16 protein-coding genes and 1 tRNA gene are annotated in these 16,054 nt (G+C 33.4%); 1 reads left to right on the top strand and 16 read right to left on the bottom strand.

Features of this window, described 5'->3' with window-relative positions; genetic code table 11:
* Position 1 precedes the first annotated feature (1 nt).
* The 12 genes from fabG to nrdH form a co-directional block, all read right to left on the bottom strand.
* Positions 2-739 (bottom strand): 3-oxoacyl-[acyl-carrier-protein] reductase, encoded by a 738-nt coding sequence (gene fabG / locus ACMHYH_RS04705; RefSeq protein ID WP_414840175.1) that lies wholly within the window; start codon positions 737-739, stop codon positions 2-4.
* 58 nt (positions 740-797) lie between these two features.
* Entirely contained in the window at positions 798-1,730 is a 933-nt protein-coding gene (gene fabD, locus ACMHYH_RS04700; protein ID WP_414840174.1) for an ACP S-malonyltransferase, read from the bottom strand.
* Between the two features lie 122 nt (positions 1,731-1,852).
* Positions 1,853-2,821: an enoyl-[acyl-carrier-protein] reductase FabK gene (fabK, locus tag ACMHYH_RS04695; protein ID WP_414840173.1), complete on the bottom strand. Its 969-nt coding sequence runs from the start codon at positions 2,819-2,821 to the stop codon at positions 1,853-1,855.
* A gap of 30 nt (positions 2,822-2,851) precedes the next feature.
* Positions 2,852-3,082, bottom strand: a complete 231-nt coding sequence (locus ACMHYH_RS04690) for an acyl carrier protein (protein ID WP_414840172.1) — start codon at positions 3,080-3,082, stop codon at positions 2,852-2,854.
* A 73-nt stretch (positions 3,083-3,155) separates the two neighbouring features.
* Positions 3,156-4,136 (bottom strand): beta-ketoacyl-ACP synthase III, encoded by a 981-nt coding sequence (locus ACMHYH_RS04685; protein ID WP_414840171.1) that lies wholly within the window; start codon positions 4,134-4,136, stop codon positions 3,156-3,158.
* Positions 4,137-4,153: 17 nt separating this feature from the next.
* Complete coding sequence (locus ACMHYH_RS04680) at positions 4,154-4,543, bottom strand: MarR family winged helix-turn-helix transcriptional regulator (protein ID WP_414840348.1); 390 nt, start codon at positions 4,541-4,543, stop codon at positions 4,154-4,156.
* A gap of 372 nt (positions 4,544-4,915) precedes the next feature.
* Complete coding sequence (locus ACMHYH_RS04675; RefSeq protein WP_085560071.1) at positions 4,916-5,251, bottom strand: DUF2187 domain-containing protein; 336 nt, start codon at positions 5,249-5,251, stop codon at positions 4,916-4,918.
* A 316-nt stretch (positions 5,252-5,567) separates the two neighbouring features.
* On the bottom strand, positions 5,568-6,269 hold the full coding sequence (locus tag ACMHYH_RS04670; RefSeq protein ID WP_414840170.1) for a hypothetical protein: 702 nt from the start codon (positions 6,267-6,269) through the stop codon (positions 5,568-5,570).
* Positions 6,270-6,538: 269 nt separating this feature from the next.
* A complete protein-coding gene (gene nrdF, locus ACMHYH_RS04665; RefSeq protein ID WP_414840169.1) occupies positions 6,539-7,501 on the bottom strand; it encodes a class 1b ribonucleoside-diphosphate reductase subunit beta in 963 nt (320 codons plus the stop codon).
* A 16-nt stretch (positions 7,502-7,517) separates the two neighbouring features.
* A complete protein-coding gene (gene nrdE / locus ACMHYH_RS04660; protein WP_414840168.1) occupies positions 7,518-9,695 on the bottom strand; it encodes a class 1b ribonucleoside-diphosphate reductase subunit alpha in 2,178 nt (725 codons plus the stop codon).
* Positions 9,688-10,053: a class Ib ribonucleoside-diphosphate reductase assembly flavoprotein NrdI gene (gene nrdI / locus ACMHYH_RS04655; RefSeq protein ID WP_414840167.1), complete on the bottom strand. Its 366-nt coding sequence runs from the start codon at positions 10,051-10,053 to the stop codon at positions 9,688-9,690. Before nrdI ends, nrdE begins: the two co-directional genes overlap by 8 nt.
* A complete protein-coding gene (gene nrdH / locus ACMHYH_RS04650; protein WP_414840166.1) occupies positions 10,050-10,283 on the bottom strand; it encodes a glutaredoxin-like protein NrdH in 234 nt (77 codons plus the stop codon). Before nrdH ends, nrdI begins: the two co-directional genes overlap by 4 nt.
* Before the next feature lie 480 nt (positions 10,284-10,763).
* Here nrdH and ACMHYH_RS04645 point away from each other — a divergent pair.
* A tRNA-Arg gene (locus ACMHYH_RS04645) sits at positions 10,764-10,837 on the top strand.
* A gap of 275 nt (positions 10,838-11,112) precedes the next feature.
* Here ACMHYH_RS04645 and ACMHYH_RS04640 read toward each other — a convergent pair.
* From ACMHYH_RS04640 to glnA, 4 genes are all read right to left on the bottom strand, one after another.
* Positions 11,113-13,191: an ATP-binding cassette domain-containing protein gene (locus ACMHYH_RS04640; RefSeq protein ID WP_414840165.1), complete on the bottom strand. Its 2,079-nt coding sequence runs from the start codon at positions 13,189-13,191 to the stop codon at positions 11,113-11,115.
* A gap of 85 nt (positions 13,192-13,276) precedes the next feature.
* A complete protein-coding gene (locus ACMHYH_RS04635) occupies positions 13,277-13,933 on the bottom strand; it encodes a TetR/AcrR family transcriptional regulator (protein WP_414840164.1) in 657 nt (218 codons plus the stop codon).
* Positions 13,934-14,012: 79 nt separating this feature from the next.
* Positions 14,013-14,411, bottom strand: a complete 399-nt coding sequence (locus tag ACMHYH_RS04630; protein ID WP_414840163.1) for a MerR family transcriptional regulator — start codon at positions 14,409-14,411, stop codon at positions 14,013-14,015.
* A 184-nt stretch (positions 14,412-14,595) separates the two neighbouring features.
* Positions 14,596-15,936, bottom strand: a complete 1,341-nt coding sequence (glnA, locus tag ACMHYH_RS04625) for a type I glutamate--ammonia ligase (protein ID WP_414840162.1) — start codon at positions 15,934-15,936, stop codon at positions 14,596-14,598.
* Between the last annotated feature and the right edge of the window lie 118 nt (positions 15,937-16,054).

Raw genomic sequence — 16,054 nt, 5'->3', positions numbered from 1 at the left:
TCTAACCATTCATTACCATACCACCGTCAACATTGATTACTTGACCGGTAATATAGTTATTTTCACTTAAGAATACTGCTACACGAGCAACATCATCGACATTCCCAAAACGTTTTAATGGAACTTGCCCAACGGCTACTTCTTTCATTTTATCTGATAGGACATCTGTCATTTCTGTTTCAATAAAACCTGGCGCAATAGCATTCACTGTGATTCCTCTAGCAGCTAATTCTCTAGCAGCTGATTTTGTCAACCCAATAACACCTGCTTTGCTGGCAGCATAGTTGGCTTGACCAACGTTTCCTACTAAACCAACCACACTAGACATATTGATAATCGTACCACTTCGTTGTTTTAACATAACTTTAGTTGCATGACGAATCGTATTGAATGTTCCTTTTAAATTGACTGAAAGTGTTTGATCAAAATCATCTTCAGACATGCGCATTAAAAGCTTATCATTCGTAATACCTGCATTATTAACCAAAACATCAACACTACCAAAAACTTCTTTCGTTTCGTCAATCAATTGCTTTGCTTTATCAAAATCACTCATGTCTCCTAAAATAGTATGAACTTTTGCCCCATAAGATTCGATTTCTGTAATTAATTCAGCAGGAATAGGATTGCGTCCATTTAATACAATGTTCGCACCTGTTTTTGCAAAAGCTAAAGCAATTGCTTTACCTATTCCTCTTGAACTACCAGTGACAATAACTGTTTTATTTTCTGTCGTCATGTACTCATTCCTTTTTTAAAAGATAATGACTGCACTGCTTTGAACAATTCCAGTCATTTTATCGTGTTGCTAATTTAGTTAGTGTTTTTTCTAGAGTTTTTTTATTTTCTACATTCATAGTCAGTACAGATTTATCAATTTTTTTAATAAAACTACTCAATGTTTTACCTGGACCAACTTCAATAAACGTATCTACACCTAAATCAATCATTTTTCTAACGCTATCTTCCCAATAAACTGGAGACATCACTTGCTTGACCATGATTTCGGCAATTTCTTCTTTAGATGAAAATTCTTTAGCCGTTGTATTGCTAATTATCGTTAGTGTTGGTTCGCTGATTGTTATCTGTTCAATTTCTTTCGCTAATTGTTCTGCTGCCGGAGTAAGTAAAGAAGTGTGAAATGGTCCACTCACTTTCAGCGGAACAACTCGTTTAGCACCTTTTTCCAATAAAAGTTCTCCAGCTTTTTCAACTGCCTCTTTTAGACCAGCAATAGCAATTTGACCAGGCATATTATAGTTAGCTGGGGAGACGACTCCCAAGTTGCTCGCTTCCTCACAGGCCTCGATTACACTAGCACGATCTAATCCCATTACCGCACTCATAGCGCCTAGACCTTCTGGAACAGCTTCTGTCATATACTGTCCTCTTTTTTTAACTAGTTTGACTGCTGTTTGGAAATCTAATACCTCAGCTTTGACAAAAGCACTGTACTCTCCAAGACTAAGACCCGCCACTATTTCTGGCACTATCCCTTTTTCTCTTAATAAAGCATCTATTGCTAAACTAAGAGTCAAGATAGCTGGTTGTGTATAGGTTGTTTTATTGAGTAAGTCGTTTTCTTCAAAACAAAGAGCCGCTACATCCATATGTAAGGCTGTACTAGCTTCATCAAATACATTTCTAACTACTTCATACTCCTCATAAAGATCTTGGCCCATTCCTGAATATTGGGCACCTTGACCACTGTATACAAAAGCAATCTTCATTTGTATGACTCCTAACTATTACGCTTATTATTTAGCTATTCTTCCATTTAAAAAAATACCAGAAACCCTTGGAAGCCAATAGGAACTTCTTTCAGCTTTCTGATATTTTCATTAGTGAAGCATCACTTATTTAAAAGACCTAATAGGCCCGCTTGTTTTTCTACAACCACTTTGTATTCATCCATTAATTCATGAATAATTTCCTCACAGCTTTGCTCTTTTTTGACTAGCCCAGCACTTTGTCCAGACATAAATGAACCATTAATTTTATCGCCATCTACTACTGCCCTTTTCAAAGCACCTTTTCCTAGTTCTTCTAGAAGAGAAAGATCTGGATTTTCATCACTTGTGATTGATTTTTCCACTTTTAAATACTCTCTTGTTAATTTATTGCGCAATACTCTTACTGGATGTCCTGTAATTAATCCAGTTACGACGGTATCAATATCTTTTGCTTTTAAGATAAAATCTTTAAAGTTTCTATGAGCATTGCACTCATAAGCAACAACAAATCTTGTACCTAACTGAGCCGCAGAAGCACCTAAGGCCATAACAGCTGCTACTCCACGTCCATCTGCAATACCACCAGCTGCAATAACTGGTATAGAGACTTGATCAACCACTTGGGGAACAAGATTCATAGTCGTTGTTTTGCCAATATGACCGCCTGCTTCCATTCCTTCACAGATAACAGCATCTGCACCTTCTTGTTGCATTCTTCTAGCTAAAGCAACAGAAGCTACTACGGGGATAACAACAGTACCAGCAGCTTTGAATTGTTCCATATATCTTCCTGGACTACCCGCACCTGTGGTAACAACTCTTATCTTCTCTTCGCAGACCAATTTTACAACTCCATCTACGTGAGGTGAAAGAAGCAATACATTTATACCAAAAGGTTTATCTGTTAATCTTTTGGTTTCAGCGATTAATCCACGAACAGTTTCTACATCAGCATGTCCACAAGCTAAAACACCTAATCCACCTGCATTTGATACTGCACTTACTAGACTTGGGTCTGCAACCCAAGACATTGCACCTTGGATAATAGGATATTTAATACCAAGTTTTTCAATTAATTCAGCTTGCATACAGGATTCCTACTTTCTTATTGTTTCTACTTATTTTTTAGCTAATTCAACTTCTACAAATGTTACGATATCTTGAACAGTGTTTAAACCTTCTTCTGATTCAATTTTGATATCAAATTCATCTTCAATATCATTAATAATTTGGAATAAATCTAAACTATCTGCTTCTAAGTCCTCACGGAAATTAGTTGTTAATTGTACTTCTTCTTCCTCTTTGTCTAATTGGTCCACGATAATTGCTTGAATTTTTTCGAATGTCATTTTGGTTTCCTCCATATAATATAATTTTTTTTGCTTAATTTTATAGTTTAAGCCAACTACTTATTTCTTTTTGTTAAATTCGGATAAGTATTGAACCCCAAGTGAGTCCTCCACCAAATCCAGTTAATATAATTTTTTTACCTGTTCCCAGAACCAAATCACCAGATGAAACAAGTTCGTCTAATAATATTGGAATACTTGCTGCGGATGTATTGCCATAATCAGAAATATTTAAAGCAAATTGTTCAAACGGTCGTTTTAATTTTTTAGCAATCGCTTGAATGATACGAGAATTGGCTTGATGTGGTACTATCCGTTCGATATCTGATAAATCAATTCCTGCAGTTTCAACAACCGCTTTGATACTATTTGGTACGCTGCGTATTGCAAAATCAAATATTGCTCTACCTTCCATTTTTAAGTGGATATCTGACGATTTTTTTTCATTTTGGCTGTATGGATTAGAAACAGGCAATGCACCAGTTGTTAAAGCTAAGCCCCGACTACCGTCAGAATGAATATCCTCTGCTATAAAACTACCTTGCGATGATGTGCTTTCTAGCAATACACCACCAGCACCATCTCCAAATAAAACAGCCGTACCACGATCATCCCAGTCTACAATTTTAGACATCACTTCGCCACCCAAGACTAAAGCATAATGGAATTTACCACTGCTCAGCATCTTTTCAGCAACAGACAACGCATAGATGAAACCTGAACAAGCTGCACTCACATCAAAAGCCATACTTTTACTTGCTCCGATGTAATCTTGTACTAAACAAGCCGTTGAAGGGCTTAAATAATCAGGAGACATTGTTGCAACAATAATTAAATCAACTTTATCAGCCGTGATAGTTGATTTCCCTAAAATATCTAGAGCTGCCTTTCCACATAAAACTGATGTGTTCTCAGTTTCACTTATGCGCCGATTTTCAATTCCTGTTCTCGTTTTAATCCATTCATCACTCGTATCCATAATAGTTTCTAAATCTTTGTTGGAAACTATTTTTTTTGGAACATAACTTCCAGTATTAATAATTTTTGCTTGCATTCAGTTCAACTCTGTTCTTATAGGTTATTTTTTATTTCGTCCAAAAAACTATGCAGATTTCTTAAACCTTTAATCAATATTGCAGCTTCTTCTTCTTTCATTCCCATAACCGTTTCATTAACCATGTTGCGATGAAACTTATCATGTACTCGATAAAGTAACCGACCCTTGTTCGTCAGCCCTAACCTAACAACTCTACGGTCTTTTTCACTTCTAATCCGTTCAGCATAACCCTTTTTAACAAGATTGTTAACTGAAACAGTCAATGTTCCTGCAGTGATAGCTAATTTCTTTGCGACTTCTGACGTTGTATTGATGTGATCCATCCCGATAGCTTCAATTGTATGCATTTCTTTGATAGATACATCTTTAAATGTGCTCCCTTGAAGAGCATTTTCTTCAATCATTATAATTTCATTAAATATTGTAATTAAGTAAGCATTTATTTCATGCTCCAATACTTTGTCCACACCAGCTCCTCCGTTCCTTTATTTTACTAACTAATATATTACTTTGAACATCAAACTATTTGACTATCAAACTATATTATTAAAAAAGGAAACTGTCAAGAAAAAAAAGAAAGTTTTTTATAAAAATTATCTTTTTTATAAAAAAATATGATGAAATCCATCACATAAACCTTTTTTATTACTTGATACGACAGTTTTTTTACACTAAACGAATTTTTTTATAATAATACTATCTCAAGTAATAAAAAAAGAGTTAAGACAAATTCTGTCTCAACTCTTTTAGCACAACTAAATTCACTTTATTTATTCTTAAGTATGAATAAACTCAACAATATCTTTAAAATTGACAATTGTTTTAGACTCCATGATATCTTTCATCTTCTCAGATGATTTTTCCCAATAAATTTCAACAACAGCACTATTATTTAATAATTTTATAATAGTACCAGCCATTTTTTCATCTCTGAATAAGAAAATAATTTTATCGCCTAAATCTGGTCTAAATGAAGCCTTAATCTCATCTATAATTTCATTTGCCTCATCATATGGTACGCCTAAAAGAGTCGCAATTCTTGATTTACTAGCTCCCTTGCGTAACTCAACCTCAACTAACGATTGAATTTCTTTGGTTATTTTGTCTCCCACTTAAATTCCCTCATTTCTCTTGTTCTTGAAGAACGTTACCCATCTCTTTAATCAATTACTTTTCAATTATACCATATTTCTCATCAAAATGAAATAAACGAATAATCCATCTTTGATTTCTCAATTAAATACGGTTTTTAATCCATTTTTTAAAAGAATCAGAAATAATAACCCTCTCTTTGTTTTATTATTCCTCCTGTAAAATAATACTAATTAAATTATACTGACTTTCAACTAAATAATGAGTCAATTACACAAACTCTAGTTAAAAAAGTTCCTTAACTTTTTTAAACCCTATCTCTTAAAAATAAATTATCTAGTTAATTTCCTCATAATCAAATGAGTCAATTGAGTATCGCATCTCATCAAAATCCTTTAAATTATTAAAAATGGTTTTTGATTCTTCTGGTATTTCAATATAGATAGGCATTGCAGTATTCAATTCAAATACTCCAAATCTATCTTCAGAGAGAAAAAAAGGGCTTTCATCTAGAATAACGTCATTCATAGTATTGCTAAAGCTTATAGTCATATTTATATTCTTCATTCTCACATCTGTTAAGTTGACTAGTATAAAAATTGCTTGCATTTTATCCGTTTCGTTTAGGACCATACCAGTAAAATGTATCGCAACATCGTTAGGGAGACCTATTTTTTCTGCTTGATTCATTCTTTCTTCAATTCCTTGTAACACGGGATCATTTTCTACTGTAAAGCCATTTTCTAAGTCTGCTTTTTGTGGCACTAAAATGATATCACTAGCAGCTCTATTCAACGTATCAGAATTTTTATTTTCAGAGTTATCTATCGCTTCAACTCCATTTATGGTAAAAAAATCCTTTTGATTATCAGAATCTGACAAATTTGATTGTACTATAGAAGAATTAGCTTTAGCGGAGCTTTTTGGTTGGATAGGAGAGGGTTTAGAATTATTTAAGGAACCTAGATTATTTTCTATCGAAGAACTGCAACCACTCATAATCAATACAATACCTACTATTACCATTAACTTTTTCATAATATTCCTCTCCTTTCACCTGGTTGAATCGGCTCAAGTGGATCTTTGGTCTTAGAAATCAAATAAAGTTATCACTACTTTAATTTTTCTGTTTTAACTCCTAGCGTGAAAATAAGAGTACACTCTTTTTTCTCTTTATATTGATTTTATTGTACCTTAAATCTCATAAGATTTAAAATTATATCCTTTGAATGATAATCTTATCCATTTTCAAAAAAATAAAGCAATTGAGACAGATTGTCTCAATCGCTTTATTTTTTATTTAACTATTATATTGACCATCTTTCGTAGTCACCATTTTCCATCGATTCAACCATTCCCACTAAATAGCCATTTCCTACTTGTGAAAAGAAATCATGATTAGACGTACCAGTAGAAATGCCGTTCATGATTACCGGATCAACATCATTAGCTGTATCGGGAAATAAAGGGTCAAAACCTAAGTTTTGTAGAGCTTTATTGGCATTGTAACGTAAAAATACCTTTACACGCTCTGTCCACCCGATTTCATCATATAAATCTTCTGCATATTTCACTTCATTCTGGTACAACTGGAATAATAGCTCATATGTCCAGTTTTTTAATTCTTCTTGCTCTTGATTATCTAATTGATTGTAACCAATTTGAAACTTGTACCCAATATAAGTCCCGTGAACAGATTCATCACGTAAAATTAATTTTATGATTTCTGCTACGTTATGCATCTTATTGTTACCCAGATAGTGAAGAGGCGCAAAAAATCCTGAGTAAAACAAGAAAGATTCTAGCATGACACTTGCTACTTTTCTTTGCAAAGCTGTCCCGTTTTTATAGATTCCATTTATAATTTTTGTTTTTTCTTGTAATAATTCATCAGTATTAATCCATTGAAAAAGATCTTCTATCTCTGATTTAGAGTTTAATGTACTAAAAATAGCACTGTAGCTTTTAGCGTGCATAGACTCCATAAATTGGATATTATTGTAAACTGCTTCCTCATGTTGAGTTCGAATCGACTCTTTAAACGCTTCTAGTCCATCTTGCGATTGCAAAGTATCTAAAAGGGTTAAACCACCTAACACTTTAGCTAGCATTTCTTTTTCAATTTGTGGCAGACGTGCCCAATCACCTAAATCATTTGATAAAGGAATTCTTGTGTCTGTCCAAAACTGTTCAACAAGCTTTTCCCAAGTTAATTTATCGATCATATCTTCAATATTATTCCAGTTTATCGCATCGTATCCTTTTATCATCGTTGATTCACTCCTTTTAAATACTGCAGTTCTCACAATCATTTGAGCCTATTTCTTCTGAGTTTTCCGTAAACGTTCTTACATAATAAATGGATTTAATTCCCTTACGCCAAGCATAATGGCGTAAAATATTTAAATCGCGAGTGGTTTGTTTAGTCGTACGTCCCTCTTTCCATTCATACATACCTTCTGGAATTTCTGAACGCATAAATAAGGTTAAACTCATTCCTTGATCAATGTGTTTTTGAGCCGCTGCATATACATCAATAACACGACGCATATCAATGTCGTAGGCAGACTTATAATAAGGCAGTGTTTCATTAGATAAAAAGGGTGCTGGATAGTATGTCTTTCCTGTTTTCTTTTCTTGACGCTCTTCAATGAGGCGAGTAATTGGGTGTAAACTTGCTGACGTTTCATTCACGTAACTTATAGAACCAGTTGGGGCCACAGCTAAACGATTCTGATGATACAACCCGTCAGTCATAACAGCTGACTTAAGATTCAACCAGTCTTCTCTAGTAGGAACAGATAATGTATCAAATAAACCTTTAATTTTTTCACTTTCAAATACGTAGTCACTTTGGATATAGTTATCAAAGTAGTCTCCTGTTGCATAAGAAGATTTTTCAAAGTTATAGAACGTTTCTTGACGTTCTTTTGCTATTCTATTGCTGGATTGTAACGTATAGTAATTTAACATCATAAAATAGACATCTGTAAATTCTACTGACTCAGGTGAACCATAGTCTATTTGATTTAAAGCTAAGAACGTATGAAGTCCCATAGCACCAAGACCAATAGTGTGGTATTTATCGTTTCCATTTTTAATAGAGGGTACAGCAGCAATACTGGATTGATCGGTTACCATTGTTAGTGCACGAACCATTGCATCAACAGAATGGCCAAAATCTTTTGCCTTCATTAAGTTAACAATGTTTGTAGATCCTAGATTGCAACTAATATCTGTTCCTAGTTTTTCGTAAGTTTGATCATCATTAATTATTGAAGGATCTTGGATTTGTAGTATCTCACTACATAGATTACTCATCGTAATTATTCCATGAATCGGATTTTCTCGGTTAGCAGTATCAATATTGATAATATAAGGATAGCCAGACTCTTGTTGCAATTTGGAGATTTCATTCTCTAATTCACGTGCACTAATTTTTGATTTACGGATTTCTTCATTATTTACCATATTTTCATATTCTTTTGTAATATCTACATAAGCAAAAGGACGATTGTAAATACGCTCAACATCGTATGGACTAAACAAATACATTTGCTCATCGCGAGCTGCAAGTTCATAAAATTTATCCGGTACTACTAGGCCAAGTGACAAGGTTTTGACTCGTACTTTTTCGTCAGCATTCTCTTTTTTTGTTGACAGGAAAGAAACGATATCTGGATGGAAAACATTTAAATAAACTGCACCTGCACCATTTCTTTGGCCTAATTGGTTAGAATAACTAAAACTATCTTCTAATAATTTCATAACAGGTATGACACCACTTGAAGCATTTTCAATTTGCTTGATTGGATCTCCTGCAGCACGCAAGTTTGTTAGGTTTACACCAACACCTCCACCGATACGGGATAACTGCAAGGCACTATTTATAACACGTCCGATACTGTTCATATCATCTGTTGCTTGAACTAAAAAACAAGAGACAAATTCGCCACGACGCTTACGTCCAGCATTTAAAAAAGTTGGTGTTGCTGGTTGATAACGTTGATTGATAATTTCGTCGGCAATCGTACGTGCGACTTCTTTATCTCCACCCGCCAAGTAAAGAGCATTGAACACAATACGATCTTCGTAGCGTTCTAAAAAGCGTTCTCCATCATTTGTTTTCAAAGCGTATTGAGTATAAAATTTAAAAGCAGACATAAAAGAACGAAAACGGAATTTGCGGCTATAAATGTCTTCAAATAATTCTTTTACAAAAGCTCGATCATACTGATTAATAAATTCTTCTTCTATATAATCTTCTTCAATCAAATAATCCAATTTTTCATCTAATGTATAAAAGAAAACTGTATTCGGATTAACAAATTCTAAGAAATAAGCACGTACTGCTTCACGATCTTTTTTTAACGGAATAGATCCATTAACCGGACGATTCAATTCATTGTTTAATTTAAAATAGGTTACATCTTTTGGCTTGGTTGCTAATACTGGTTTATCCAAGTTCTTTCACCGCTCTCTTTAATTTTCGGACATCTTCTTCATTCCCTTGAAATTCAAAAGTGTGCAACAAAGGAACCTCATATTTTTCAGCTAAATCTTTTGCTGTAAAAGCAAACAATTTCCCGAAATTTAAATTTCCTCCACCAGCTACTCCTTTGAAATAGGATAGGTTGCTCCCTGTTTCAATAAAATCATTCATTATTTCAGTCGCTTCAATTTCATAAGTAGGAACAACTGCTATAAAGGGTTCTTCAATAAAAATATAAGGATTCGTAGGAGTAATCTCCAACAAATCCATCTCAAGCTTATGAACAAACTTTTTAGTTTGTCCTGTTAAGGACATGTAAACTATTTTCATACTAATAAGTCTAAAAGATCAGGACGAAAACCATTAAATGCTTCTTTACCCTCAACTGAAATAACTGGAACAGAAGTAAACCCTAATTGTTTTACTTCTTCTAGTGCAACCTCAGATTCAAAAATATCTTTTATCGTATAGTTTACACCTTTATCGTCTAAATATTTTTTCGTAAAGTTACATTGCATACAGTTTGGTTTTGAATAAATGATGATTCCGTTATGATCCATATTAATTACCCCTTTGAATTAAAATATTGGTTTGGAAGTTGTCTTTATTTTAGTAGCTACAACTTCTTTCTACTTCTAACATCTTACACACTATTTAGTTGTTTTACAATCATAACATATACCATATATAGATGTCACTTATATTCACAAAACGTTTACATACTATATATAGTATTTCTTTGTGAAATAGATAAGTCTATTAAAATCAACCATTTATCCGGTTTCAATCCTTTTCATCTTCTTCTTTTCACAATAATAGGAACAATTAATTTCAATTTATTTTCAATCCAACTTTAAGCAATACTTTAAGAATAGCGCTTTTTTATTTTATTTCAGAAAACAAAATAAACCGATTAAACTAGTTAAAAATTCCCATGTGAATAATCCAACATAGGGATTCAAAAGAAATAATATTTAAATACAAAATAGCGTTGACTTTTTATTCATTTTCCCATATAATAAACTCTGTTGTTAAGAAATGTCTCAGTAGCTCAGCTGGATAGAGCATTCGCCTTCTAAGCGAACGGTCGGGAGTTCGAACCTCTCCTGAGACGTAAATTTTTAATCTTTAAACCAGTTTTTTTAATACAAATGCTTATTTAAAAGTATTTCTCTATATTTGATCAGTCGCTAAGTTAATTAGGTAGTAGAAAAGAATAAAATAAAAAAAGGACTCATTCCGTGAGTGCTTTTTTATTTGTTCTTTTTAGATTTACATATTTATGTATACTTTATTGATTTTTATACAAAAAGTAGCCTACCAATTTATTGGTAGGCTACTTTCTTCTTTTATAGACTTAATTCAAAAATAGTCATTTAAAACTAATGCCTATCCTCTTCTTAACGCTTCTACAGGATCTAATTTAGCTGCTTTACTTGCTGGTAACAGACCCGCTAATACACTAATGACAACACTGACAAGAATGCCTGCTATCGCAAATGCTGGAGTCATATGAAGGACAGTTGCATCAAATATTCTTTCGACAAAAATATTTCCAACGAAAGATAATCCTAATGCTAGTCCTACACCGAGAATACCACTAAATAGTCCAATTAAAAATGATTCAGAAACAAATATTCTTCTAATATCTTTTCTACGACCACCGATAGCTTTGATAACGCCAATTTCTTGAGTTCGTTCTACAACCGAAATGTAAAGAACTGTTAGTATCATGATTGCAGATACTAATAGAGAAATAGCTGCCACACCCGTTAAGATATACGTAAAGATATCCAACATTTTGCTAAAAATATCGGTCAAAATATCAGCAGAAGAACCAGCGTACCCCAATTCTTTTACTTGATCTTTAATTTCTTTTGTAAACTCTTCAGATTCAGAAGTAAGATAAAGAACATTTGCTTTTATGTTTTTATCTGATTCTTGATTCAAAGCGTCAAAAGTTTCCATCGTCATAAACACAGAATCAAAGATACCTGCTGGACCAGCTGAATCTCCAGGGCTGAAGATACCGCTAATCGTATACATACCCTCTAATGTATCCTCACCAGTATCAATTTTCACACTAATTTCCTCACCAATCATATCAGCTGGATTAGTTTTTATACTTGTAGCAAGACCTTCTGTAATTAAAACCTCGTTATTTTTAGGTAATTCTCCAAAAATAATATTAGAAGGCGTAATGTCTGGTGATACAGTACCAAAGTTCATGTACGTGTAGCTCTCATCTTCAAATTCTATTGCATTTTTAGTGAAAGAAAAAGAAGTAAATCCTTCTGTAACATTCTTAACATTTTTAATTTCTCTAAGCTCTTTACTATTTTCTGCTTCAAATGGTAACTTCGCTCCTGTACCTGGTGGGCCAGTAAACTCTACTTCTGAATTTTGACTGCCAGCACTATTTTCTCCGGGTAGACCAGGAACTTTTTCGCTAATTTTACTTTTTTCAGCTTCTTTTTCTTCTCGTTCTTTTTTAGCTTTTTCAGACTCTGTTGCATCCGTCATAGACGCCTCAATAACTAAAGGATTAACATTTTCATTCATTGTTTCGGTTAAGTAATCATTAACGCCTCTACCTAAAGATAACATCAAAACGATACTCATAATTCCAATACTGCCGCCTAATGCAATCAGTACATTTCTACCTAATTTTTCTTTCATATTTAAAAGAGCCATTCGAATAGCTGAAAAAATGGATAAATTTTTATTTATCTGCTTCTCATCAAGTGAACGTAAACTAAAGCTAGTTTCTACTTCTTTCAAAGGCCCTGTTTGTTTATCGTCTATAATTTCACCATCGGCGATCGTTACAACTCGACTAGATCTTTCTGCTACTCGCTCTGAGTGTGTTACAAGAATTACTAATTTCCCGCCTTTTGCAATCTGCTGGATAATATCAAGAACCTGTTCGCTTGTTTCGGAATCTAACGCTCCTGTTGGCTCATCTGCAATAATAATATCAGGATCATTTACTAATGCTCTAGCAATAGCAACACGTTGTTTTTGACCTCCTGATAATTGTTCAGGCTTTTTATCGTATTGTTCCTTCAAACCCAATTGTTCTAATATTGTTTTTGCTCGCTCCATGCGAGTTTCTTTGTCTACATTAGATAGTGTCATCGCTAATGTAACATTGTCCAAAATTGAGAGATGGGATACGAGATTAAAACTTTGGAAAACAAATCCTATTTTCTCTTTATGGTATTGCACCATTTGTTTTTCAGTATAGCTCCCAATATTTTTTCCCTCTACTAAAATTTCTCCATCAAATTTTGAATCAAGTCCACCAAAAAGATTCATCAAAGTAGATTTTCCACTACCTGATTCTCCAATGATAGATACTAATTCACCTTTTTCGAATGACAAATCAACATCTTTCAAAGCATGGAATTGTTTGTCATCTCCAATTGGGTAATATTTATTCAGTTTTTTTACTTCTAAAAAAGCCATCCGCTTATCATTCCTTTCGTTTGCCCCAAAGTGAGCAATCACTCATTTAGCTATTCTAAGAGTATAATTTTATTGAATCTTATTGTCAAGTCATTGGCTCAGGAGTAAGTCCCTTTATTAAGAAGGCAATCATATTCTCCATTTCTGATGCTTTCTTTTCCTCTGTAGCAGGAATTAATTCAACAGTTATAACGAAAGTCATTAAGGTTCCCGCAAGAAATCGGAATAATTCTTTATTCGGTAAATCTACCACTTGCTGTTTCTTTTTGTAATAATCTAATACCTCATTAATTTCTTTAATAATATCTTTTGGGATTAAGGTAATAAGATTTTTACGCATATCTTCCTGATAGATAAACTCCATATAAAGAATTTTGAATACTTTTATATTATCTCCAGCATAGGTTGTTTTTTCTTCTAGTACCTCTCTCAAAAAAACTGGAAAAGGATACGCTTCGATATTTTGTTTAACTAAAGTTAATTGGTCTTTCCACTCTTGTGCAAGTGTGTGTTTTAAAAGAGGAATCAACGTAGCATAGAGTAAATTTTCTTTTGATCCAAAGTGTTTGAAGATTGTTCCTTCTGCTACATTAGCAGCTTTTGCGATATCTTTTGTTGATGTATTTGAATACCCCTTACATGAGAATAATTCTAAACTCGCTTTAAGAATATCTCTCATTTTTGGAGTTAAACTTTTATTATCTTGAATACGTTTTTCAAATAGAATAAGTATCGAGTCCATTTTGTTTGCCTCTTTTCAAAGAATTTATTTAAAATGTCTAACTATTTTTTGGTTTTAATTTTAAAATAGGATTTTCAACTTAAAAAAGGCGATTAGGATCAATAAGAGTAGACTTATTTGCCGGATTATAACCACTAATGGACAGAAACTCTGAGTGCAAAATACGTCTAACATCATCATCAGTTAAAGTGGGATTATTTTTTTGTTTATGATTAGTCATTGGCTTTTCTATTTCTTTAAATTCATAAATTCGTTTAATACCTGCCATATTGATTCCCTCAGCTATATAATCTTTTATTTCAAGAAGGGCATCAACATCATTTAATGAAAACATTCTACGATTGCCTTCATTTCTTTCCGGTTGTATTAACTCTTGTTCTTCGTAATATCGTATTTGTCGGGCTGTTAAATCCGTTAACTTCATAACTGTTCCAATTGTAAAAACAGCCATTGAACGTCTTAGCTCTTTTTCTCTCATCATCTAACCTCCCTATCTTACTTTTTAAGAATAGCAATTTTTTTTTCAACTGTCAATGATTCGTTCGTTTGTATGTCACAAGTTCTAACATTGAACTTTTTATTTGAAAACAATCTAAAAAAGAAACAACCTTTATCAGGTTGTTTCTTTTTTGGGTGATAAACTTACTTTTTAAAAACATTTTTCAATAAAGAGTCATATACTTTTCTTGTTCCCACTCAGACACTTGTTCACGATAAGCTGCCCATTCTACTTTTTTAGATGTTACAAAACTATTATAGATATGCGGTCCAAGAGCATCTTTCACTATCTCGTCCTTACCTAAATACTTCAAGGCATTGTGTAAAGTAGATGGCAAATCAATGATTCCTTTTTCGTGTCTTTCTTCAGTTGTCATACGGTAAATATTACGATCAATAGGCTCTGCTGGAACCATTTCATTCTGGATTCCATCTAAACCTGATCTTAATAAAACAGCTAATGCAAGATAAGGATTTGCACTAGGATCAACACTACGTAATTCAAAACGTGTAGACATTCCACGAGAACTTGGTACACGAATCAAAGGTGAGCGATTTCGTGCACTCCAAGCGACATAAACAGGGGCTTCATAACCTGGAATTAAACGCTTATAAGAATTGACAGTTGGGTTACAAATGGCTGTATAAGCTAAAGCATGATCAATTATACCAGCTAAAAAGTGATATGCTGTTTTACTAAGTCCTAATTTATCTGACTCATCATAAAAGGCATTGCCCTCTTCATTAAATAAAGACATATTAAAGTGCATACCAGATCCGCTTACACCTTCTAAAGGTTTTGGCATAAAAGTAGCGTGTAATCCATGCTCACGAGCTACTGTTTTAACAATTAATTTAAACGTTTGAATGTTATCACAAGCTTCAAGAGCATCAGCATATTTCCAGTCAATTTCATGCTGTCCTGGAGCTGTTTCATGGTGACTTGCTTCAATTTCAAAACCTAAATCTTCTAAATGTAATACAATTTCACGACGGCAATTTTCTCCCAAGTCTGTCGGAGCAAAATCAAAATATCCACCATTATCATTTAGTTCTAGTGTTGGTTTCCCATTTTTATCGAGTTTAAATAAGAAAAATTCAGGTTCAGGTCCTAAATTAAATTCCTTAAAGCCCATTTTTTCCATTTCTTTTAAAGCGCGTTTTAAATTCGTGCGTGGATCACCAGAAAATGGCGTATCATCAGCGTTATAAATATCGCAAATCAAACGAGCAACACTGCCTTTTCCGTTGCCAATTTCCCAAGGAAAAATTAACCATGTACCTAAATCTGGATACAAGAACATATCGCTTTCTTCAATTCGAACAAAACCATCAATTGAAGAACCATCAAACATCATTTCATTATTTAACGCTTTAGTTAGTTGGCTAATTGGTACCTCAACGTTCTTAACCGTTCCATCAATATCAGTAAACATTAAACGTAAAAAACGAACATTATTTTCTTTTGCACTTGCTACGATTTCTTCTCTAGTAAAATTTTTCATAATTTAAAAATTCGCCCTTTCATCGTGCAACTTTTTTTATTTTCTTCGTTTACTACTGTAACAAGGCTCAAAAAGAATGTCAAAATTTTGCTAACATGTACATGTTAGTTTTTTAACT

This window comes from Carnobacterium sp. TMP28, from assembly GCF_047553015.1.
GTDB lineage: Bacteria > Bacillota > Bacilli > Lactobacillales > Carnobacteriaceae > Carnobacterium_A.
This window is presented reverse-complemented; position numbering and strand designations above follow the sequence as displayed.